We start from the raw sequence: 17,803 nt of genomic DNA, 5'->3' as shown, positions 1-17,803 counted from the left end.
AATGAAGATATGTTTTGTAATTAGCGATATAGAATCTGAAGCCGTAGGGACTTCGGTAGTATTAATGAAAAAAGCACACGAGAGAGGGCACGACTTATACGTGATGAGCGTAGGTGACTTTATATTTCATCACGATAAACCTATTAGTTTACGTTGTAAAAAAGTACCTAAAACGCCAAAATCTAGAACAGTAGATAAGTTTTGGGAACGCGTGCAAGATGAAGAGTTAAAATATAAAGTAATTAGCAGCTCAGACATGGATGTACTTTTTCTTCGTAACAACCCAACCGAAGAAGCCGACGATAGACATTGGGCCGAACACAGTGGAATTGCCTTTGCCAGAATGATTCAGCAAAATGGCGTCTTAGTATTAAACGATGCATTTGCCATGTCACACGCTTTTATCGATAAATTATATTTTGAAGAATTGCCGTCCTTGATAAAACCAAATAGCTTAATTAGCCGAAACAAAGAGGATTTATTGAAGTTTTGGAAAGACAACGGTAAAAAAATGGTACTAAAACCATTGGAAGGTTCCGGAGGTCAAAATGTCTATTTAATAGACAAAGACAAGAAAAACCTCAACCAAATTATTGAAACCATTACTGAAAAAGGATACGTTATTGCGCAAGAATTTTTACCTGAAGTTTCAAAAGGAGATGTGCGCGTCATTTTAATGAACGGAAAAATTTTAGAAGAAGATGGTGAACAAGCTGTTATACGTAGGGTGAATAAAGATGCTTCAGAATTTAGAAGTAATCTAGCCCTGGGTGCCAAAGCTGAAAAAGCCAAATTAACTCCAGAAATGCAACGTATTGTTGATGTTACCGCGCCTAAGCTAATAAAGGACGGACTCTTTTTTGTAGGATTGGATATTGTAAAAGATAAGCTTATTGAAATAAATGTATTAAGTCCTGGTGGTTTAGACTATTGCCAAGATATTGGTCTTCCTGCTTTTACTGATACTGTAATTGAAGCTATTGAAAGAAAAATGGAATATAAAAAGCATTATAAAAATAATTTATCTAATAGAGAGCTCGCCACTATGGACTAGAAATACAGTAGGCGAAATTTATTAAAAGCTTTTTTAACTGAAAAAAATATATTTTGAAGAAAGACATTTCAAGAATAATAGGAAAATATAGTAGCAACAATAAAGGACCTTTACTGTTTGTCACTGCAGGGATACACGGTAATGAACCTAGTGGCATTATCGCTCTTGAAAAGGTGTTTACTGAGCTTTCAGTTGCAAAACCAGAAATTAAAGGCACTATAGTTGGAGTTTCTGGGAATAATGAAGCTTTGAATAAAGAGGTTCGTTTTATAGATGAAGATTTAAACCGAACATGGACAAAGCAAAATATTGAGGATCACATAACTGATACGAATGAAAAAGAGGAAATGTTTAGTATTATAGAGGTATTGAACAACTACCCCGCTTCAGAGTATACAAAACGCTATTTTTTAGATTGCCATACCACTTCGTCAGATAGTTTACCATATGCTTCGGTGCAAGATGTACACGATAACGATAGTTGGGCACACCACTTCCCTACTCATATAATTAGAGGATTTTCAGATATCGTTTACGGAACTACAGATGGGTATATGAGCCGACAAGGTTTAACCGGTTTTGTATTGGAAGCTGGACAACATGATGATCAAAACTCAATTATAAATCACGAAGGTACAATTTGGATAGCACTACAAGAAGCTTGTGATTTAGATTTAAATAAACTTTCAAAGTTTCCCGAATCGGTTACTAAGCTTCAGAAACAAAAAAGAAATCAAAAAACATTTGAAATTGAATACCGCCACGGAATTGAAGACAATGACACCTTTTCTATGGAACCGGGTTATAAAAATTTTCAGCAAATTAAAAAAGGTGAGTTATTAGCGTATCATAATGGTAAACCTATTACAAGTGAATGGGATGCCAATATCTTTATGCCTTTATATCAAAAGCAAGGCAATGATGGTTTTTTTGTAGTAAAAGAAGTATAATTTTTAATCTATCGTTAATTCTATATACAATTTAAAAGAAAAAATTGGGTTATAATCTTGTGTTGTATTTATAACCTTTATCTTGCACTTTTTAGTCCCAAAAATTAATAATTTCAATAATTAATAGCGAATGGATTTTACGAACCCGTTAGTATATGGGGTACCTTGTTTTTTAGGGTTTATTGCATTAGAACTTTCTTATAGTAAGGTCTTTGATGATAAAAGCCTTTATAAATGGAAAGACTTTTTCTCAAGTTTATCACTTGGTATTGGCTCTGCTATTTTAGGAGCGCTGATTAAAACGGTTTCTATTATCCTCGTTTTTAATTTTGCCTATGATATTTTTAATCCAGTAGTAGATGGTGTTCGCACCAACATTATGGGGTACGAATCTTTTGGATATGCTTGGTACGTTTGGATAATCTGTATGTTGTTAGATGATTTTACATATTATTGGTTTCATAGACAAAACCATATGGTTCGTTTTCTTTGGGCAGCACACATTGTGCATCACTCTTCCGATAATTTTAATTTGGGGACTGCAGTTAGAAACGGCTGGTTCACGATATTGTACAAACCGTTTTTCTATGTTTGGATTGTTATCATCGGTTTTCCGCCAGAAATGCTAGTGGTTTGCTTAGGTATTGAAGCATTGTGGCAGTTTCAGTTGCACACCAAATATATCAAAAATTTAGGCTTTATTGAAAAGCTCATAAACACCCATACGATGCACCAAGTACACCACGCTTGCAACATTGAGTATATGGATAAAAACCACGGCGGGATTTTAAATGCTTTTGATAGAATATTCGGCACTTGGAAAGAACTTGATGATGATATTGATATTCAGTACGGTGTTTCAACTCCACCAAACTCCTATAATCTCTACGTAATCTTAATGCACGAATACCAGAACATTTGGCAGGATATGAAAAAGTCTAAAAGCTGGAACCACAAGTTCATGTACGCTTTTGGTCCTCCCGGCTGGAGCCACGATGGCAGCACCCTAACTGTAAAGCAAATTCGAAAAGAAATGGCTAAAGAAAAGCTAGAAGAGGAACTTAAAGAGGAGAAAAAAGAAAAGAAGTTACAGGTTGCCTAACTTTTAAGGCAACCACTTTTTATCAAAATTTGGTTTTCTTTTTTCTAAGAAAGCATCTCGGCCTTCTTTAGCTTCTTCTGTCATATAAGCAAGTCTTGTTGCTTCACCTGCAAATACTTGTTGCCCTACCATTCCGTCATCGGTAAGGTTCATTGCAAATTTCAGCATTTTTATAGAGGTTGGTGATTTACCTAATACTTCTTGCGCCCATTCGTAGGCAGTTTGCTCCAATTCATCATGTGGGATTACGGCATTTACCATACCCATTTCAAAAGCTTCTTGTGCACTATAATTTCTTCCGAGGAAAAAGATTTCTCGTGCTTTTTTCTGTCCCACCATTTTTGCTAAGTAGGCACTTCCGTAGCCACCATCAAAACTAGTTACATCTGCATCGGTTTGTTTAAAGATTGCGTGTTCTTTACTAGCTAACGTCATATCACAAACTACGTGTAAGCTATGACCACCACCTACAGCCCAGCCTGGAACTACACAAATTACCGCTTTGGGCATAAAACGAATTAACCGTTGAACTTCCAGAATATTTAACCGATGATACCCATCTTCTCCAACATAGCCTTGTTGCCCGCGTGCTTTTTGATCGCCGCCACTGCAAAAACTATATACTCCATCTTTAGAAGAAGGTCCTTCAGCAGATAGTAACACTACACCAATATTGGTATCTTCTTGTGCATCGTGAAAAGCATCTAGCAATTCGGAAGTGGTTTTAGGTCTGAAGGCATTTCTAACATCGGGACGGTTAAAAGCAATCCGGGCTACACCATTTGCTTTTTTATAAGTGATATCTGAATATTCTTTAGCTGTTTTCCAGTTGGGTGTGTTCATATTTTATATTTTTACGGTAAAGATACTAATTTAGTCGTGTCCGACTATGACTTTAGACCGCTACGCTATTAGACATTAGATAATAGACTATATAAATAATCCAAAAATTTGGAAGATCATCATATTAAACCAATAATTTTCAATCCTATGCGAAAGCTATTTTTTTTCTTCGGAATTGCCTTAACAACTCTTACTACAACCGCCCAAGAGGCTTATAAATTTACTACGGAAATTGACTTGGAAGCAACACCTGTTATAAGTCAAGGTCGTACGGGAACCTGCTGGAGTTTTTCTACTTCTTCCTTTCTAGAATCTGAAATAATTAGATTGACGGGAAAAGAAATCAATCTCTCTGAAATGTACCAAGTACGAAACACCTATCCTAAAAAAGCTGAAAATTTTGTCATGCGACAAGGCAAGGCACAATTTAGTGAAGGTGGTTTGGCGCACGATGTAATTAATTCCGTCCGCGATTATGGCTTAGTTACACAAGAAGCCTACAGTGGTTTATTTACTTCAGAAGAAAACCATAACCACGCCGAATTGGTAGCTGTGTTAAAGTCCATGCTTGAAACTTATATTGATAATCCAGCAAAATCTTTAAGCCCTAAGTGGAAAAAAGCAGTTTCTAGTGTGTTAGATGTATATTTAGGAACTAACCCTAAAACGTTTCAGTTTGAAGGGAAACAATACACTCCAGAGTCATTTTTAAAGATGACGCAGCTTGTCCCTGAAGATTATGTGACGATAACATCATTTAATCATGCTCCTTTTTATTTAGAATTTATACTGAATATTCCTGACAACTGGAGTAATGGTAGTTTTTATAATGTTCCTTTAGATGAGATGATTTCTACTATTGATAATGCACTACAAAATGGTTTTACTATAGAATTGGATTGTGATGTAAGCGAACGTACTTTTTCCTCAAAAGATGGAGTTGCGGTAATTCCTGAAAATTCAGAAAACAATATAAAAGCGTTGCAAGGTGTTTATTCAGAAAAAAATATAACACAAGAATACCGCCAGACAGAATTTGAAAACTACGACACCACCGATGATCATTTAATGCACATTACCGGTTTGCTACGTGACCAAAATGGCACAAAATACTACAAAGTAAAAAATAGTTGGGGAACCGATGAAAGTCGAAATGCCAATGGAGGGTATGTATATTTTAGTGAAGCATATATGAAACTGAAAGCTATCAGCGTTATGGTACACAAAGATGCTGTACCAAAAAGTACTTCTAGAAAATTAGCATTGTAATTTGGCTTAAAATTTGCTATATTCTGTAGAGATGAAAAAACTCCTATCTATATTATTTCTAATACCTGTATTGGCCTTAGGCCAATCAGATTTTGACACCCGCCAAGTATCCATTGAAGCCATCCCTTCTGTGGAAATAAAAGGTTTAGAATTGATGCCATACAGGCTTTTTGGTGACCGCCAAGGCTTTGGTGCCCTCCCGGTTTATATACCTAATTTGGCTCCTGTTTCAGTTTCAGAAAAAGACTACTGGCAGCCAGTTGATATGGTTCAAGCAGCTACACAAGACAATAATTTTATTGATTCTAGATCAACAAATAACAACCCATTTGCGGCTCGTTTAAACAACCAGTTTGCACAATCAGGTTTAAAGAGAGCTAATAAGTTTAATGTTTATACCGACGACGAATATTCGCGTGTTAATAATTCGGTTTACCAAAACCAAACGATGCCATATTTTGGTAATCCATATTATAGAGGCTCACAATATGGAAACTCATATTATTACAATCCATATTACAGGCAATCTGGCATAAACCTATATAAAAATAAGGAAAACAAAAGCTCTATAAACATTCAGGTTCGGCAGTATTAATTAGATTAACTCGATACCGTCACTCTTAATAATAATCTGTTTATCCTTATAGAGACTCCCAATAGCTTTTTTAAAACTTTTTTTACTAAGCCCTAATTCATTTTTAATAGTATCAGGGTCACTTTTGTCGTGTAGTGGTAAAAAGCCGCCCGCTGCTTTTAATTCATCTAAAATATAATTGGCATTGGGCTCTATACTTCGGTAGCCTGGGGCTTGTAGTACCACATCTATTTTATTGTCTTCCCGTATTTTTTTTATGTATGCTTTTAACCGATCTCCGCTACGGATATCTTCAAAAATTTCATCAACATAAATAAGCCCGTGGTGTTTTCCATTTACAATAACATTGGCTCCTTTATCAGTAAGATGAGTGACTAATATATCTACTTTGTCATATTTTTCGACGGTTACATTTGTATTATCTACAAAGCGGTTTGTTTTACTAGACCCCACTAAACGGTTGGTCTTATCATCTAAATACAAGTACACAATATACCAACTGCCTATCGTCATTGGGCGGGCTTGTTCTTTAAAAGGAACAAAGAGTTGTTTTTCCAATCCCCAATCCATAAACGCACCATATTTATTTACATCACTACACACTAAGTAAGCAAATTCATTTAATGTAACATACGGCTCAAGGGTTGTTGCAATAGGCCGTTCTTCATTATCTAAATAAACAAAGACTTCAATTTCATCCCCTATTTCAAATGTTTCGGGTTTGTATTTATGAGGTAATAAAAGTTCATTTTCTTCTTCGTCACCAAGGTATAAACCGGGATCGGTTTCTCTTAAAATGGTAAATGTTTGGTATTGTCCTATATTAATCATAGCTGCAAAGGTACTACATTAACCATTCACTGAAATATCAAAAAAAACATTTTTAATCGTTTGATATTATTTACTACCTTGACGCACTATGAAAGCAACACCTTCACATCACTCCTTACCAAGTTCAGCAGTACTAAAAAGTATTTTTAACAGTGAAATTGGCACTATTTACTTTTATGGTAATATTGCTATTGTAGAAGCAAATGAAGGTGTTACACTTTCTTACAAAAATGCGTTTCCTGTTCTGGTAAAAGGGTTAAACTATTTAAAAGTTTCGTCTTGGGTGTATATTTCTAATAGAATACATTCATATTCTTTAAACCCACATGATTATAAATATCTGGAGAAGATCCCTACTTTAAAAGGTATTTCTATTGTATATGGCAGTGAAATAGGAAAAAAGAATGCAGCAATGGAATCTATATTTTTCAATAAACCTCATACTTCATTTTCAACCCTTACTGAAGCGTACAATTGGAGTAAAGAATTATTAGATTCTTAAAAAATTATTTGAGAAATTTAAAGTAGTCTAATAATACCGTATCATTCACTTCAGAAGGTGTAAATATTTCCAAAATTTTAGGTTTTTCAGAAGAAGTAAAAAAGTCACTCAACTCTTCTTTCAAAGTGACTCCATTATGAGTCGAAGTATAGTCAAACTGATACATTTCAGCCAATTGCTTTGCCGAAAGTTGATGTTTCGTTTCAAAAAAGCGGTTAAAGTGTTGCGTGTCTTTGGCTCCAGGTAAAATCCTAAAAATACCACCACCGCTATTATTAATCAAGATAATCTTGAAGTTTGAAGGAGTATAGTTATTCCACAGGGCATTGCTATCATAGAAAAAGCTCAAATCGCCCGTAATTAAAAGAGTGGGTAATTGTGAAGCATACGCTGCTCCTATTGCTGTACTTACACTACCATCTATTCCGCTAGTTCCTCGATTACAAAAAAATTGAACAGACGACGGAAGGTCAAACAATTGCGCATATCGAATTGCAGCACTATTGGCCACTTGCAGTTGTATGTCGTTTGGCAGCTGTATAAATACATTGGAATACACCTTAAAATCTGAATAGGGCGCCGTTGCAACATATTCTTTATGTAATGCAGCACGCTCTTTTTTAACCGTCAGCCAACTCCTTTGATAGGTGCTAGAAACTTGTTTTGTTTTAGGTAAAAAAGCCTTTAAAAAGGTATCGGGTGTCGTTTTTATATGTTTACTCAACGCAAAATACGTATCATACGCTTTTTTAGCGTCAACGTGCCAATGTGCCTTTGGTTTGTAGTTTCGTAAAAATTTCTTGATTCGTTTTGAAACTACCATTCCCCCAAACGTAAGCAAAATATCGGGCTGTAATGCTTTAAAATCGGCTTCACCTAAAGGTGTTATAAGTTGATCGATAGCCGAAATAAAATGTTCGTGATGCAAATTTGAAGTTGTTTCGGTCAAAACAAGTACGCTTTCACCTTTTGCTAGAGCAGTAATGTACTGCTCATCAATACTATTAGGAGGTAACACGCCGACTAAAATCATCTTTTTGTCGCTCTTGTTCCACGTCTCAGTAAATTCATCTAAGTTTATAGTAACTTCTTCAGAGGTAGCTCTCGCCGGAACATTTTGTGGACTCACTTTTAATGTATCTACGGTATGATATAAAGGTTCAGAAAAAGGTATGTTTACATGTACTGGACCTTGCAACTCTATCGCTGTATTTAAAGCGATATTTATTTCGGTTTCATTGTAGGTTTGGTCTTCGTCACCTTCTTTGCAATTAGCGTTATATAGAATATGTTTTCCATACACATCCTCTTGCTGAATAGTCTGCCCATCCCCTATTTCTAATAATTCTGAAGGGCGATCTGCCGAAAGAACAACCAACGGAATGTCACTATAAAAAGCTTCGGCAATAGCTGGAAAATAATTTAGCAATGCAGACCCGGAAGAACATACTAATGCAACCGGTTTTTTAAACTGTTGCGCCATTCCTAAAGCAAAAAATGCTGCACAGCGTTCGTCAACAATACTAAAACATGTAAAATCAGGATGCTCTGTAAAACCAATGGTTAGAGGAGCATTACGGGAACCAGGTGAAATAACAACGTGATTTATACCTTTAGATAAACAAAGTTGTGTAACAGTTTGCGAGAGGCGTTTAGCAGAAAAATTCATTGGCACAAAGGTACAAACTGCCGTGTCAATTTTAAAGCATTGGTTGCACTACTTGCAACATGGTTTGCAATTTATTTTGGGTTTCTTCCCACTCTTCTTCTGGTTGAGAGTCAAATGTAATTCCTCCCCCAACATACAAACTAGCCTTATTATCTTCAATTTTCATACAACGCAGATTAACAAACAAGCAAGATGTTGAATCGTTATCGTCTATAGAACCAATAAAGCCTGTGTAATATTCTCTATCGTATCCTTCATTTTTGTTTATAAAATCTAATGCTGCTGATAAAGGTGTGCCACAAACTGCCGGAGTAGGGTGCAATGCAGCGGTAATAGTTGCCAAAGTCGTTTTTTTATTTTTCAGCATTCCGGTAATATCGGTCCGTAAATGTGCCAAAGAACCCGCTTCGTGCGTATAGGTCTTTGAAACGCGTAAAACCGAAGTAACTTTTTGAAGACAATTACTTATGGCATCAGTCACTACTTTCTGTTCATTTTTTTCTTTTGGTGTCCACTCCGGAGTCTTTTGGTTTTCAATCTTTTTTGTTCCTGCTAATGCCATAGTGGTAAAGGAAGTTCCGTTGGTCACTAAAAGTGTTTCAGGCGTAGCACCACACCACAATCCAGTTTCAGGATGAAACCATACATAACGGAATGCTGTTGGGTATAATTTCAATAACCTGGGCACAAAAATTGAGAAATCTGTATTCGAAATTGAGTATTCTTTTTTTCTTGAAACAACAACCTTATGCGTATTTTTATGGCTTATAGTTGCAAGTGCTTTTGAAACTAGCCGCATATACGCTTCTTTTTCCAATGTTTTAAAACTTGGATCAAGGGTTTTAGTTTTTATTTTTTCTTTTGAAAATTCACAAGATATATGTTCTGATTCTTGTAAGGGAATACACACGGCCTTTGTCTCATAAATAAAAGGAGCCATAACAATCCCTTGCTTATCAAATGCTTCGGAAGTGTATTTTTTTGAATCTTTCTGAAGCAAAACCTCTACTGTATCGCTTTCGGGGTGGGAATAAAGGACAAAGGGTTTTTGGTTTTTATAATGTTCGGTAATTTTTTGAAGCAGTATTTTTAAATTCATTAGCGGTTAGTTTTCAAGCGTTAAGGTAGTTAATTTAACCAAAGAAACCAATTGATCGTTCTCATTAACGATTTTAATTTGCCAAAGCTGAGTGGTACGCCCTTGGTGTAAGACTTTTGCATGTGCATATACAAATCCTTCCCTCACACTTTTCACATGATTTGCTGCAATTTCAATTCCTCGAATACTTACCTTTTCAGCATCCATAAATATAAAAGCAGCAGCGCTACCTACACTTTCGGCTAAAGCGACAGATGCTCCTCCATGTAATACACCATCTGGTTGGTGTACTTTTGGGGTTACGGGCATTTTAGCAATAAGGGTGTCTTCGGTAACATCGATAAACTCAATTTCTAATGTCTCCATTAATGTATTTTGACACATTTTTTTACAACCTGCTAACACTTCTTCTTTGGTATACTTCATAGCTTTCATTTACTTTGTAAAAATACAAAATACAAATGGCCAACGAAAGAACGGTTTCTTATACTTCAACAAATACGTACACCACTGTAAATTCACTTACTTCAAAAACCAAAAATGTTTGGATAGCCTTTCATGGCCTGGGCTATTTAAGCCGTTACTTCGCAAAGTATTTTAAACATTTAAACCCGGAAGAAAACTATATAATTATACCACAAGCTCCTTCAAAATACTACCAAGGGAACGATTTTAAGCATGTGGGCGCTTCCTGGCTTACCAAAGAAAATACAGTGGCCGAAACCAAAAATGTATTGGCGTATATTGATGCAGTTTGGGAAGCAGAGAAACCAGAAGTTATGCCAAACTTTATAGTTATGGGGTATTCACAGGGTGTATCTATCGCTACAAGATGGCTTTCTAGCCGAAAAATTCAGTGCGACCATTTATTACTTCATTCTGGTGGAATTCCGGTAGAATTAAAGCCAGAAGATTTTTCATTTTTGAAACCTGAAACAAAGGTAACATACCTGTACGGAAGTAAAGATCCATACATTACCGAAGCACGTAAAACCGAGGAACAGTTAAAAGGAAATTCGTTATTCGGAAATAGACTACAAATATCTGTTTTTGAAGGAGTTCACGAAGTGAATACCTCTTTCCTGCAGCAAGTAGCAACCAAATAATTAATTTATATTGTGCAGTTCATCGATTTTTTTTGCACTTAGACAAAAAAAGTGGTTTCTTTATACCGTTTTGTAAGAAAATCAAAGCCCCAAATAATGAAAAAACCACTACTAAGTCTTTTATTTTTAGCTTTTTGCACTACCCTATTTGCTCAAGTAAGCACACAAGAAAAGCAAGCCCTTATCGATTTTTATAATGCGACTAATGGTGAACAATGGAATAGCACTTGGGAACTAAATCAACCCGTATCTGAATGGCAAGGAGTAACATTAGAAAACGATAAAGTAATTGGTATTACATTGCTTTTTAATAATCTTGAAGGGACTATCCCTTCTTCTATTGAAAACCTTACAAGCCTCGAAACCCTAGAATTATCTTTTAATAAAATATCTGGTGAGTTGCCAACAACAATGGGTAACCTTTCAAACTTGAAGGTATTAGCTTTTAATGGAAATCATTTAACCGGAACTATCCCGAGTACTATTGGTAACCTTACTCAGTTAAAACAATTACACCTTAGCAGTAATAATATTACTGGAAATATTCCGGTAACTATCAAAAACCTTAAAGCTTTAGAAATTTTTAATGTTTTTGACAATCAACTGACTGGTGTTTTACCAACCGATTTGGCACAAAACAATAATTTAAAAGAACTAATGGTAGCCGAAAACAAGTTCACTAACCCTGAAATGTTTTCAATGGTATTACTTTCAAATTCAGGAGCATTATTAGATCTTACTAAAGAGCCTACAATAACTTCTCCAGCAAATAGTATTATTGCTATTGAGACAAGTGACGATGAATAAAAGCTAATTGATTTATCGTACGAATTTTCAGAATTATTTTGAAAATACCAGTCGATAAAAATCCAAAAATACCGTTAAAGGACTTTGCCTAAAAAAAATTAATAATTACTATTGTATTAATTAATTAGTTTAGTTGCTAATTGATTTATTTGGTTTGAACGGCTCTCTACTAAGAGCCGTTCTTTTTTTGCATATAACCATATACTTGTAAGGGTTTTATGACAGCACACAAAAGTTTTTTCAAAACAAAAAATTGTATCTTGGAGTACTTTTAATGTAAGATGAAAAAACACACACTACTTCTTATATTGTCTATTTTTACGTTTTTACAACTTTACTCACAAAAATTTACAGGAAGTTTTGATTTAGTTGTATCACAGCAATACGATAATGGAAACCAACGAGGTGACACCCTTTCCTATTTCTTCGGAAAAGATAAAACGGCACTCATTATTCATGCTAAAAGAAACCAACCAGATTTACGTCTTATTTTTAATGTACAAGATTCTACTATAACTGGACTATTTGAACATAATGGTATAAAAGGCGGATATATCTTACCCATGAATGATAAATATTGGCCTGGAATGAACGTGGCGATGCGTGATTATGGCACAGGACCACGAACCAAACTTAACTATACGGGAAAAACTAAAGAAATTGAAGGGTACCAAACTCGTGAAGTGTTAGCAGTAAACGGTGAATATACCGCTAGTTTGTGGATGCCAGAAGCTATAGAACTAAATATGGGTAGTGTATTGGCATATCAGTCTGTTGGAGCGGGAAAAGATGCCAAAGAAATAGAACTTTTCGATCAGTTTGGCGTGGAAGGACTACCTCTAGAAATGCTTTTAAAAAGCAAAACTGGTCGTGCCGATGTGATAATTCGTGTTATTCATATTTCTAAAACTGTTGATGAAAATATATTTAGTAGTGAAGGGTACTCTATAAGCAAGGTTGACAATTAATAAAAAATAGTTTCATAATCCAACGTCAAAAAAATTTTCCCAGTTTTTACGTCTTCTTTACGCATTTGCTTTCTATCAACGTCTATATCTCTTCCCATAAAATTAAGCGGAATACGAATACGCTCCATTTCAAACTGTACTTCTACTTTTGAAGGTAAAACAGCTTCGTAAGTTGGGTAATCTAATAGTAGTTTATACGTGCCATCTTTTTTAGTGCTTATTTCTGAAATAGCTATGCGTTCAGCTTTTACATCTAAATATACTGTTGCAATCGAAAAATCGGCTTTTTTATCTGTAGGAATAACATTCACTACTTTTAACTCTTTTCCCTCTATAACTTCCATTCCACGATCTACAGTGATAAAAGGATGTTCAAATAATTCCTGAAATGAAAAATCTAGTCCGCGTTTGGGGATAAGCGCAAATTCTTCCGAAGAAAAAGACATAGGCTCCCCTTTTTTAAATTTTACTATAGCTGTTTTTTGTGGCATATTGATAAAACTAATATCCACATCCAGTTTTAAGTCGGCTGTAAACGCTGAAACAATATCCAACCGCTCTTTAATGCGCAGTAAATCTTCATCTTGTTCTTGAGCCAAGCTTGAAAACGAGCTCATAAATAGTAGTATCAACATCAATCGTTGTATCATCCTATATCTTTTTTCTGAAATATATACACTCCAACGCCCATTGTAAGCAAGGTGTATGCCATTAATAAAGTGACATTCATGTAAATTGTGTTCCACGGAATTTCAAACGTAAAAAAGTACTGCCACGTATCGTTCAGTTTTACGTATAGCAATTGGTTTAGCAATTCGCTTCCAAAATCAACTTTCAGTAGAATATTTGAAAGTATTAAAAAGAAAGCGGCAATAATCCAGGTTTTCATCGCTTCTTTAAAAATAACAGCCAAGGTTACACTTACTACGGAAAAAAATACCATCGACACCACTCCTATTACAAAAGCATTCGCTAATCTGAAAAAAGCGTCATGATGTTCAAAAAAAGTAAGCCCATTTACGTACACGATTAAATCACCTTTTCCGAACAAAGCATATGATAGTAAAAAGGAGGTCAGCGCCAGTACAAACACCACACAGGTGGTAAATACAATGGCTACAATGTATTTACTGAGTATATACTGCCACTTTTTTACCGGCTGCATCATAACGGTCTGTAAGGTTTTGTCTTTATATTCTGTGGTGAGCAAGCCTGACATAATAATGATTAAGATTAACGGAACATGAAACCACAGCGAGTTTAATATAAAGTAGGTGACTAAATTTCCATTCAGCAGATTTCCTTCAAAGTAGAAGGTGTCTTTTAGATTGCTCAACACAATATCAATAATTCCAGCACCTTGATAATACGCGCTGAAAAGCACCACGCCTTCTATCACAAAAATGGCAGCGAGCGCATAGTAGGTTCGGCTTTGTTTTATGAGTTTGTAAAATTCGGTCGCTAACAAGGCTCTCATTGTGGTCTCGGATGAAAAAGTTGTTGTAAATCTACTTCAGGTGTGCAAGACGTAATGCTGATTTGTTCTTCGGCCAATTGCTGTAATACCTCCGGAATAGTTTCAGAAGAAATTGAAATGGTCATACAATTGCCCCGTTGTGTTGTTTCATACTTTTGTAGCGTTTTTGAAGCTGCAATTCCAGATCCGCAAATAGTATATGCATTTGTATTTTCAGAAATTAAAACAGCCGTTTCACCTGAATTAACGATGCTTCCGTTATTAATAACATATAATTTTGAACATAATTTACTCAATACATCGACAATGTGAGAGGAAATTAAAATTGCCAGATTTTCTTCTGATAATTTCAGAATAAGATTTCGTAGCGATTCAATCCCCATAGGGTCGAGACCTGAAAACGGTTCGTCTAAAATTAAACAAGAAGGATTGTTAAGCAACGCAATGGCGATTCCTAGTCGTTGTTTCATCCCCATAGAATAATTGCGCACCGGATCTTTTCTGTCTATTGGTAATCCTACCCGTTTTAAAAATTGATGTAGTATATCTTTATCGGTATTTGCCCCTTGCATTTTGGCAAATACTTTAAGGTTTTCGTAAGCTGTGAGGTATTCGTACAGTGCAGGTTTTTCTATAATACCTCCAGCTTTTTTATTGCCAGTGGATTGTATAGCCACAGAACCACTATCAGGTGTTACCAACCCCATTAATATTTTAAACAAAGTCGTTTTCCCGGCTCCGTTTGCCCCTACTATCCCACAAATTTCACCGGCTTTACAAGAGACATTTACTTGTTTTAATGCCAGTACCGAACCGTATTGTTTGCTTACTTGTGTACACGAAATACTCATACCGAAGTTGCTTGTGGCATATTTTGAAAATCAAATTTTGGAGTATAATTTTTCTCTAAAAAAGTACGGGACCAAAAGTGCTTTTTAAACATAAACAAAGGTTCTTTTACCATAAAATATGGTATATAATGATACCATTTTACACCACAACTTTTGTAATACGTTTGTACTTCTTCTTTTATTCCTAATTCTTCTGCGGCGGTTTCGGCTGCCATACGTTGACATTTTGAAACGATGTAAATATCTGCAATACGCGGACGAAACCCGTGTATAAAAAACTGATCTTTTGCTCGTTTGTAGTTTTGGTAGCGTGACCAACCATCCATAATAACCAAATAAATATGAATAAAGGAAAATAGAAAGCACCATGCCCAAATAGCAACAATATAGCCAGAAGCATTATTCCAAGCTTCCATAAGTTGCACCCCGTACACCCAAGATTCTAGAATAAACAAGATGAGTGAAAAATACAGCAACCTACCTACACGAAGGTATGACACCGCAGGATGCGGCTGTTTGGGAAGTAGTATAGATTCCATGGTTTCAAATATACTGATAAATAGGAAAGATGGATGTTATACTTGTCTTAAACAACTTTATACTAGTTATATAATAAAAAACCGCAACTCATAATGAGTTGCGGTTTTTCAATTTATTTATAAACGTCTGTCTTTCGACATCTGTTTTACTTCACTTCTTCGAAGTCTACGTCTTCTACATCACTGCCTTCTTCTTCTGAAGATCCGCCTGTAGCTCCTTGCTGAGATCCAGCATCACCGCCTGGGGCAGCTCCACCTTGTTGATCAGCTTGCGCTTTGTACATCTCTTCACTTGCAGTTTTCCACGCTTCGTTGATTTTATCCAACGCTGGCTGGATGGTTTCAACTTCTTGTGTTGCATGCGCTTTCTTCAATTCCTCTAAAGCATCTTCAATTGGCTTTTTCTTATCATCAGATAATTTTTCGCCAAATTCTTTCAGTTGCTTTTCAGTTTGGAAAATCATCGCGTCAGCTTCATTGATTTTATCAACTTTTTCTTTCGCTTTTTCATCGGCATCAGCATTAGCTTCCGCTTCTTGTTTCATTTTCGCGATTTCCTCTTCTGTTAAGCCTGAAGAAGCTTCAATTCTAATATCTTGCTTCTTACCAGTTGCTTTATCTTCAGCGCTTACTTTAATGATACCGTTGGCATCAATATCGAAAGTCACTTCAATTTGAGGTGTTCCTCTTGGCGCAGGTGGAATTCCATCTAAGTGGAAACGTCCTATTGTCTTGTTATCTGCTGCCATTGGGCGCTCACCTTGCAATACGTGAATCTCTACACTTGGCTGATTATCTGCCGCTGTTGAGAACGTCTGACTCTTCTTAGTCGGTATTGTTGTATTGGCTTCAATAAGTTTTGTATTCACGCTACCCATTGTTTCAATACCCAATGATAATGGTGTTACATCTAGTAACAGTACATCTTTTACATCACCGGTCAATACACCACCTTGAATAGCTGCTCCAACTGCAACAACCTCATCAGGGTTTACTCCTTTACTGGCCGCTTTTCCGAAGAAATTCTTCACAGCTTCTTGTACAGCAGGAATACGTGTCGATCCACCTACTAAAATTATTTCGTCAATATCACTCTTAGAAAGACCAGCTGCTTTCATAGCTTTCTCACAAGGAGTGATGGTTCTTTTTACTAAATCGTCAATTAACTGCTCAAACTTAGAACGCGTTAACGTTTTTACCAAGTGTTTTGGTCCACTGCTTGTTGCAGTAACGTATGGCAAGTTAATTTCAGTTTGTGTAGAAGATGATAATTCAATCTTAGCTTTTTCAGCAGCTTCTTTCAAACGTTGTAACGCCATAGCGTCTTTACGAAGATCTAAATCTTCTTCTTTTAGAAACTCATCTGCTAACCAGTTAATGATTTTGCTATCAACATCGTCACCACCTAAGTGCGTATCACCATCGGTAGAAAGTACTTCAAAAACGCCGTCTCCTAATTCAAGGATACTAACATCGTGTGTACCACCACCAAAGTCAAATACTACTATTTTCTGGTCGCTATCTTTTTTATCAAGTCCGTATGCCAATGCAGCCGCTGTAGGCTCATTAATAATACGTTCTACTTTAAGGCCAGCGATTTCACCAGCTTCTTTTGTTGCTTGACGCTGACTATCGTTAAAGTAAGCCGGGACTGTAATTACAGCACGATCTACATCTTGCCCAAGGTAATCTTCAGCAGTTTTCTTCATTTTCTGAAGAATCATCGCACTCAATTCCTGAGGCGTATACATACGATCATCGATTTTAACACGTGGTGTGTTATTATCGCCTTTTTCTACATCGTATGCAGCGTTATCAATTTCTTTTTTTGATTCGGAAAACTTGTTCCCCATAAATCTCTTAATGGAAGATATAGTCTTCTTAGGGTTTGTAACAGCCTGACGCTTTGCAGGGTCACCAACCTTAATTTCGCCACCTTCCACAAAGGCGATTACTGAGGGAGTAGTTCGTTTTCCTTCGGCATTCGGTATTACCGTTGGCTCGCTACCTTCCATTACAGCAACGCAGGAGTTGGTTGTACCTAAGTCGATTCCAATTATTTTACTCATAGTATTATAGTTATTGTTTTACTAATTCAAATTTTTAATTCGCTATGTATAAGTCAATGATTATGCCATCGA

19 protein-coding genes are annotated in these 17,803 nt (G+C 36.0%); 9 read left to right on the top strand and 10 right to left on the bottom strand.

From position 1 onward, the window contains the following. Position 1: 1 nt before the first annotated feature. From DZ858_RS11910 to DZ858_RS11900, 3 genes are all read left to right on the top strand, one after another. Positions 2-1,054 (top strand): glutathione synthetase, encoded by a 1,053-nt coding sequence (locus DZ858_RS11910; protein WP_117159890.1) that lies wholly within the window; start codon positions 2-4, stop codon positions 1,052-1,054. 53 nt (positions 1,055-1,107) lie between these two features. Then, positions 1,108-2,004 (top strand): M14 family metallopeptidase, encoded by an 897-nt coding sequence (locus DZ858_RS11905; protein WP_239990778.1) that lies wholly within the window; start codon positions 1,108-1,110, stop codon positions 2,002-2,004. A 130-nt stretch (positions 2,005-2,134) separates the two neighbouring features. After that, positions 2,135-3,106 carry a sterol desaturase family protein gene (locus DZ858_RS11900; RefSeq protein WP_117159888.1) on the top strand — a complete coding sequence of 324 codons (972 nt, stop codon included), beginning with the start codon at positions 2,135-2,137 and terminating at the stop codon, positions 3,104-3,106. 3 nt (positions 3,107-3,109) lie between these two features. Here the strand turns inward: DZ858_RS11900 and DZ858_RS11895 are convergent, their stop codons facing one another. Further along, positions 3,110-3,949 (bottom strand): 1,4-dihydroxy-2-naphthoyl-CoA synthase, encoded by an 840-nt coding sequence (locus DZ858_RS11895; protein WP_117159887.1) that lies wholly within the window; start codon positions 3,947-3,949, stop codon positions 3,110-3,112. A 147-nt stretch (positions 3,950-4,096) separates the two neighbouring features. Between DZ858_RS11895 and DZ858_RS11890 the strand changes: the two genes are divergently transcribed. Both DZ858_RS11890 and DZ858_RS11885 read left to right on the top strand, forming a co-directional pair. Beyond that, a complete protein-coding gene (locus DZ858_RS11890; protein WP_117159886.1) occupies positions 4,097-5,218 on the top strand; it encodes a C1 family peptidase in 1,122 nt (373 codons plus the stop codon). A 31-nt stretch (positions 5,219-5,249) separates the two neighbouring features. After that, on the top strand, positions 5,250-5,813 hold the full coding sequence (locus DZ858_RS11885) for a hypothetical protein (protein WP_117159885.1): 564 nt from the start codon (positions 5,250-5,252) through the stop codon (positions 5,811-5,813). On the opposite strand, the gene DZ858_RS11880 is transcribed toward DZ858_RS11885, so the two are convergent. Next, entirely contained in the window at positions 5,814-6,644 is an 831-nt protein-coding gene (locus DZ858_RS11880) for a CvfB family protein (protein ID WP_117159884.1), read from the bottom strand. It abuts the gene before it with no gap. 88 nt (positions 6,645-6,732) lie between these two features. Between DZ858_RS11880 and DZ858_RS11875 the strand changes: the two genes are divergently transcribed. Beyond that, positions 6,733-7,146: a hypothetical protein gene (locus tag DZ858_RS11875; protein ID WP_117159883.1), complete on the top strand. Its 414-nt coding sequence runs from the start codon at positions 6,733-6,735 to the stop codon at positions 7,144-7,146. Positions 7,147-7,150: 4 nt separating this feature from the next. On the opposite strand, the gene menD is transcribed toward DZ858_RS11875, so the two are convergent. The 3 genes from menD to DZ858_RS11860 are packed head-to-tail and all read right to left on the bottom strand — an operon-like array spanning position 7,151 to position 10,340. Next, the gene (menD, locus tag DZ858_RS11870) at positions 7,151-8,815 is read right to left on the bottom strand and encodes a 2-succinyl-5-enolpyruvyl-6-hydroxy-3-cyclohexene-1-carboxylic-acid synthase (RefSeq protein ID WP_117159882.1); all 1,665 of its coding nucleotides are present in this window, start codon (positions 8,813-8,815) and stop codon (positions 7,151-7,153) included. Positions 8,816-8,846: 31 nt separating this feature from the next. After that, positions 8,847-9,914, bottom strand: coding sequence for an isochorismate synthase (locus DZ858_RS11865; protein ID WP_117159881.1), 1,068 nt, complete (start codon positions 9,912-9,914; stop codon positions 8,847-8,849). A 6-nt stretch (positions 9,915-9,920) separates the two neighbouring features. Beyond that, positions 9,921-10,340, bottom strand: a complete 420-nt coding sequence (locus DZ858_RS11860; RefSeq protein ID WP_117160430.1) for a hotdog fold thioesterase — start codon at positions 10,338-10,340, stop codon at positions 9,921-9,923. Between the two features lie 35 nt (positions 10,341-10,375). Between DZ858_RS11860 and DZ858_RS11855 the strand changes: the two genes are divergently transcribed. From DZ858_RS11855 to DZ858_RS11845, 3 genes are all read left to right on the top strand, one after another. Then, entirely contained in the window at positions 10,376-11,020 is a 645-nt protein-coding gene (locus tag DZ858_RS11855) for an alpha/beta hydrolase (RefSeq protein ID WP_117159880.1), read from the top strand. Positions 11,021-11,116: 96 nt separating this feature from the next. Continuing rightward, positions 11,117-11,827 carry a leucine-rich repeat domain-containing protein gene (locus DZ858_RS11850; RefSeq protein WP_117159879.1) on the top strand — a complete coding sequence of 237 codons (711 nt, stop codon included), beginning with the start codon at positions 11,117-11,119 and terminating at the stop codon, positions 11,825-11,827. A gap of 281 nt (positions 11,828-12,108) precedes the next feature. Next, the gene (locus DZ858_RS11845) at positions 12,109-12,795 is read left to right on the top strand and encodes a hypothetical protein (protein ID WP_117159878.1); all 687 of its coding nucleotides are present in this window, start codon (positions 12,109-12,111) and stop codon (positions 12,793-12,795) included. Here DZ858_RS11845 and DZ858_RS11840 read toward each other — a convergent pair. The 5 genes from DZ858_RS11840 to dnaK form a co-directional block, all read right to left on the bottom strand. Further along, a complete protein-coding gene (locus tag DZ858_RS11840; RefSeq protein WP_239990777.1) occupies positions 12,792-13,412 on the bottom strand; it encodes a hypothetical protein in 621 nt (206 codons plus the stop codon). The two genes, DZ858_RS11845 and DZ858_RS11840, sit on opposite strands and share 4 nt — an antisense overlap. 29 nt (positions 13,413-13,441) lie before the next feature. Further along, positions 13,442-14,272, bottom strand: a complete 831-nt coding sequence (locus tag DZ858_RS11835; RefSeq protein WP_117159876.1) for an ABC transporter permease — start codon at positions 14,270-14,272, stop codon at positions 13,442-13,444. Beyond that, complete coding sequence (locus tag DZ858_RS11830; protein ID WP_117159875.1) at positions 14,269-15,123, bottom strand: ABC transporter ATP-binding protein; 855 nt, start codon at positions 15,121-15,123, stop codon at positions 14,269-14,271. Before DZ858_RS11830 ends, DZ858_RS11835 begins: the two co-directional genes overlap by 4 nt. Then, positions 15,120-15,662 carry a hypothetical protein gene (locus DZ858_RS11825; RefSeq protein WP_117159874.1) on the bottom strand — a complete coding sequence of 181 codons (543 nt, stop codon included), beginning with the start codon at positions 15,660-15,662 and terminating at the stop codon, positions 15,120-15,122. The genes DZ858_RS11830 and DZ858_RS11825 overlap by 4 nt, the downstream gene beginning before the upstream one ends. A 146-nt stretch (positions 15,663-15,808) precedes the next feature. After that, positions 15,809-17,731: a molecular chaperone DnaK gene (gene dnaK / locus DZ858_RS11820; RefSeq protein WP_117159873.1), complete on the bottom strand. Its 1,923-nt coding sequence runs from the start codon at positions 17,729-17,731 to the stop codon at positions 15,809-15,811. Positions 17,732-17,803: the final 72 nt, after the last annotated feature.

It is taken from the genome of Marixanthomonas ophiurae, assembly GCF_003413745.1.
Lineage (GTDB): Bacteria > Bacteroidota > Bacteroidia > Flavobacteriales > Flavobacteriaceae > Marixanthomonas > Marixanthomonas ophiurae.
The sequence above is the reverse complement of the archived record's forward strand: the minus strand, read 5'-3'. Positions and strand labels throughout refer to the sequence as shown.

What these genes read in the sequence shown, in the direction of transcription:
- DZ858_RS11890 (WP_117159886.1), top strand. Translation starts at nt 4,097, where the DNA reads ATGCGAAAGCTATTTTTTTTCTTCGGAATTGCCTTAACAACTCTTACT.
- DZ858_RS11895 (WP_117159887.1), bottom strand. Translation starts at nt 3,949, where the DNA reads ATGAACACACCCAACTGGAAAACAGCTAAAGAATATTCAGATATCACT.
- DZ858_RS11860 (WP_117160430.1), bottom strand. Translation starts at nt 10,340, where the DNA reads ATGAAGTATACCAAAGAAGAAGTGTTAGCAGGTTGTAAAAAAATGTGT.
- DZ858_RS11830 (WP_117159875.1), bottom strand. Translation starts at nt 15,123, where the DNA reads ATGAGTATTTCGTGTACACAAGTAAGCAAACAATACGGTTCGGTACTG.
- DZ858_RS11910 (WP_117159890.1), top strand. Translation starts at nt 2, where the DNA reads ATGAAGATATGTTTTGTAATTAGCGATATAGAATCTGAAGCCGTAGGG.
- DZ858_RS11845 (WP_117159878.1), top strand. Translation starts at nt 12,109, where the DNA reads ATGAAAAAACACACACTACTTCTTATATTGTCTATTTTTACGTTTTTA.
- DZ858_RS11850 (WP_117159879.1), top strand. Translation starts at nt 11,117, where the DNA reads ATGAAAAAACCACTACTAAGTCTTTTATTTTTAGCTTTTTGCACTACC.
- DZ858_RS11900 (WP_117159888.1), top strand. Translation starts at nt 2,135, where the DNA reads ATGGATTTTACGAACCCGTTAGTATATGGGGTACCTTGTTTTTTAGGG.
- DZ858_RS11885 (WP_117159885.1), top strand. Translation starts at nt 5,250, where the DNA reads ATGAAAAAACTCCTATCTATATTATTTCTAATACCTGTATTGGCCTTA.
- DZ858_RS11835 (WP_117159876.1), bottom strand. Translation starts at nt 14,272, where the DNA reads ATGAGAGCCTTGTTAGCGACCGAATTTTACAAACTCATAAAACAAAGC.
- DZ858_RS11840 (WP_239990777.1), bottom strand. Translation starts at nt 13,412, where the DNA reads ATGAGCTCGTTTTCAAGCTTGGCTCAAGAACAAGATGAAGATTTACTG.
- DZ858_RS11875 (WP_117159883.1), top strand. Translation starts at nt 6,733, where the DNA reads ATGAAAGCAACACCTTCACATCACTCCTTACCAAGTTCAGCAGTACTA.
- DZ858_RS11865 (WP_117159881.1), bottom strand. Translation starts at nt 9,914, where the DNA reads ATGAATTTAAAAATACTGCTTCAAAAAATTACCGAACATTATAAAAAC.
- DZ858_RS11855 (WP_117159880.1), top strand. Translation starts at nt 10,376, where the DNA reads ATGGCCAACGAAAGAACGGTTTCTTATACTTCAACAAATACGTACACC.
- DZ858_RS11825 (WP_117159874.1), bottom strand. Translation starts at nt 15,662, where the DNA reads ATGGAATCTATACTACTTCCCAAACAGCCGCATCCTGCGGTGTCATAC.
- dnaK (WP_117159873.1), bottom strand. Translation starts at nt 17,731, where the DNA reads ATGAGTAAAATAATTGGAATCGACTTAGGTACAACCAACTCCTGCGTT.
- DZ858_RS11880 (WP_117159884.1), bottom strand. Translation starts at nt 6,644, where the DNA reads ATGATTAATATAGGACAATACCAAACATTTACCATTTTAAGAGAAACC.
- menD (WP_117159882.1), bottom strand. Translation starts at nt 8,815, where the DNA reads ATGAATTTTTCTGCTAAACGCCTCTCGCAAACTGTTACACAACTTTGT.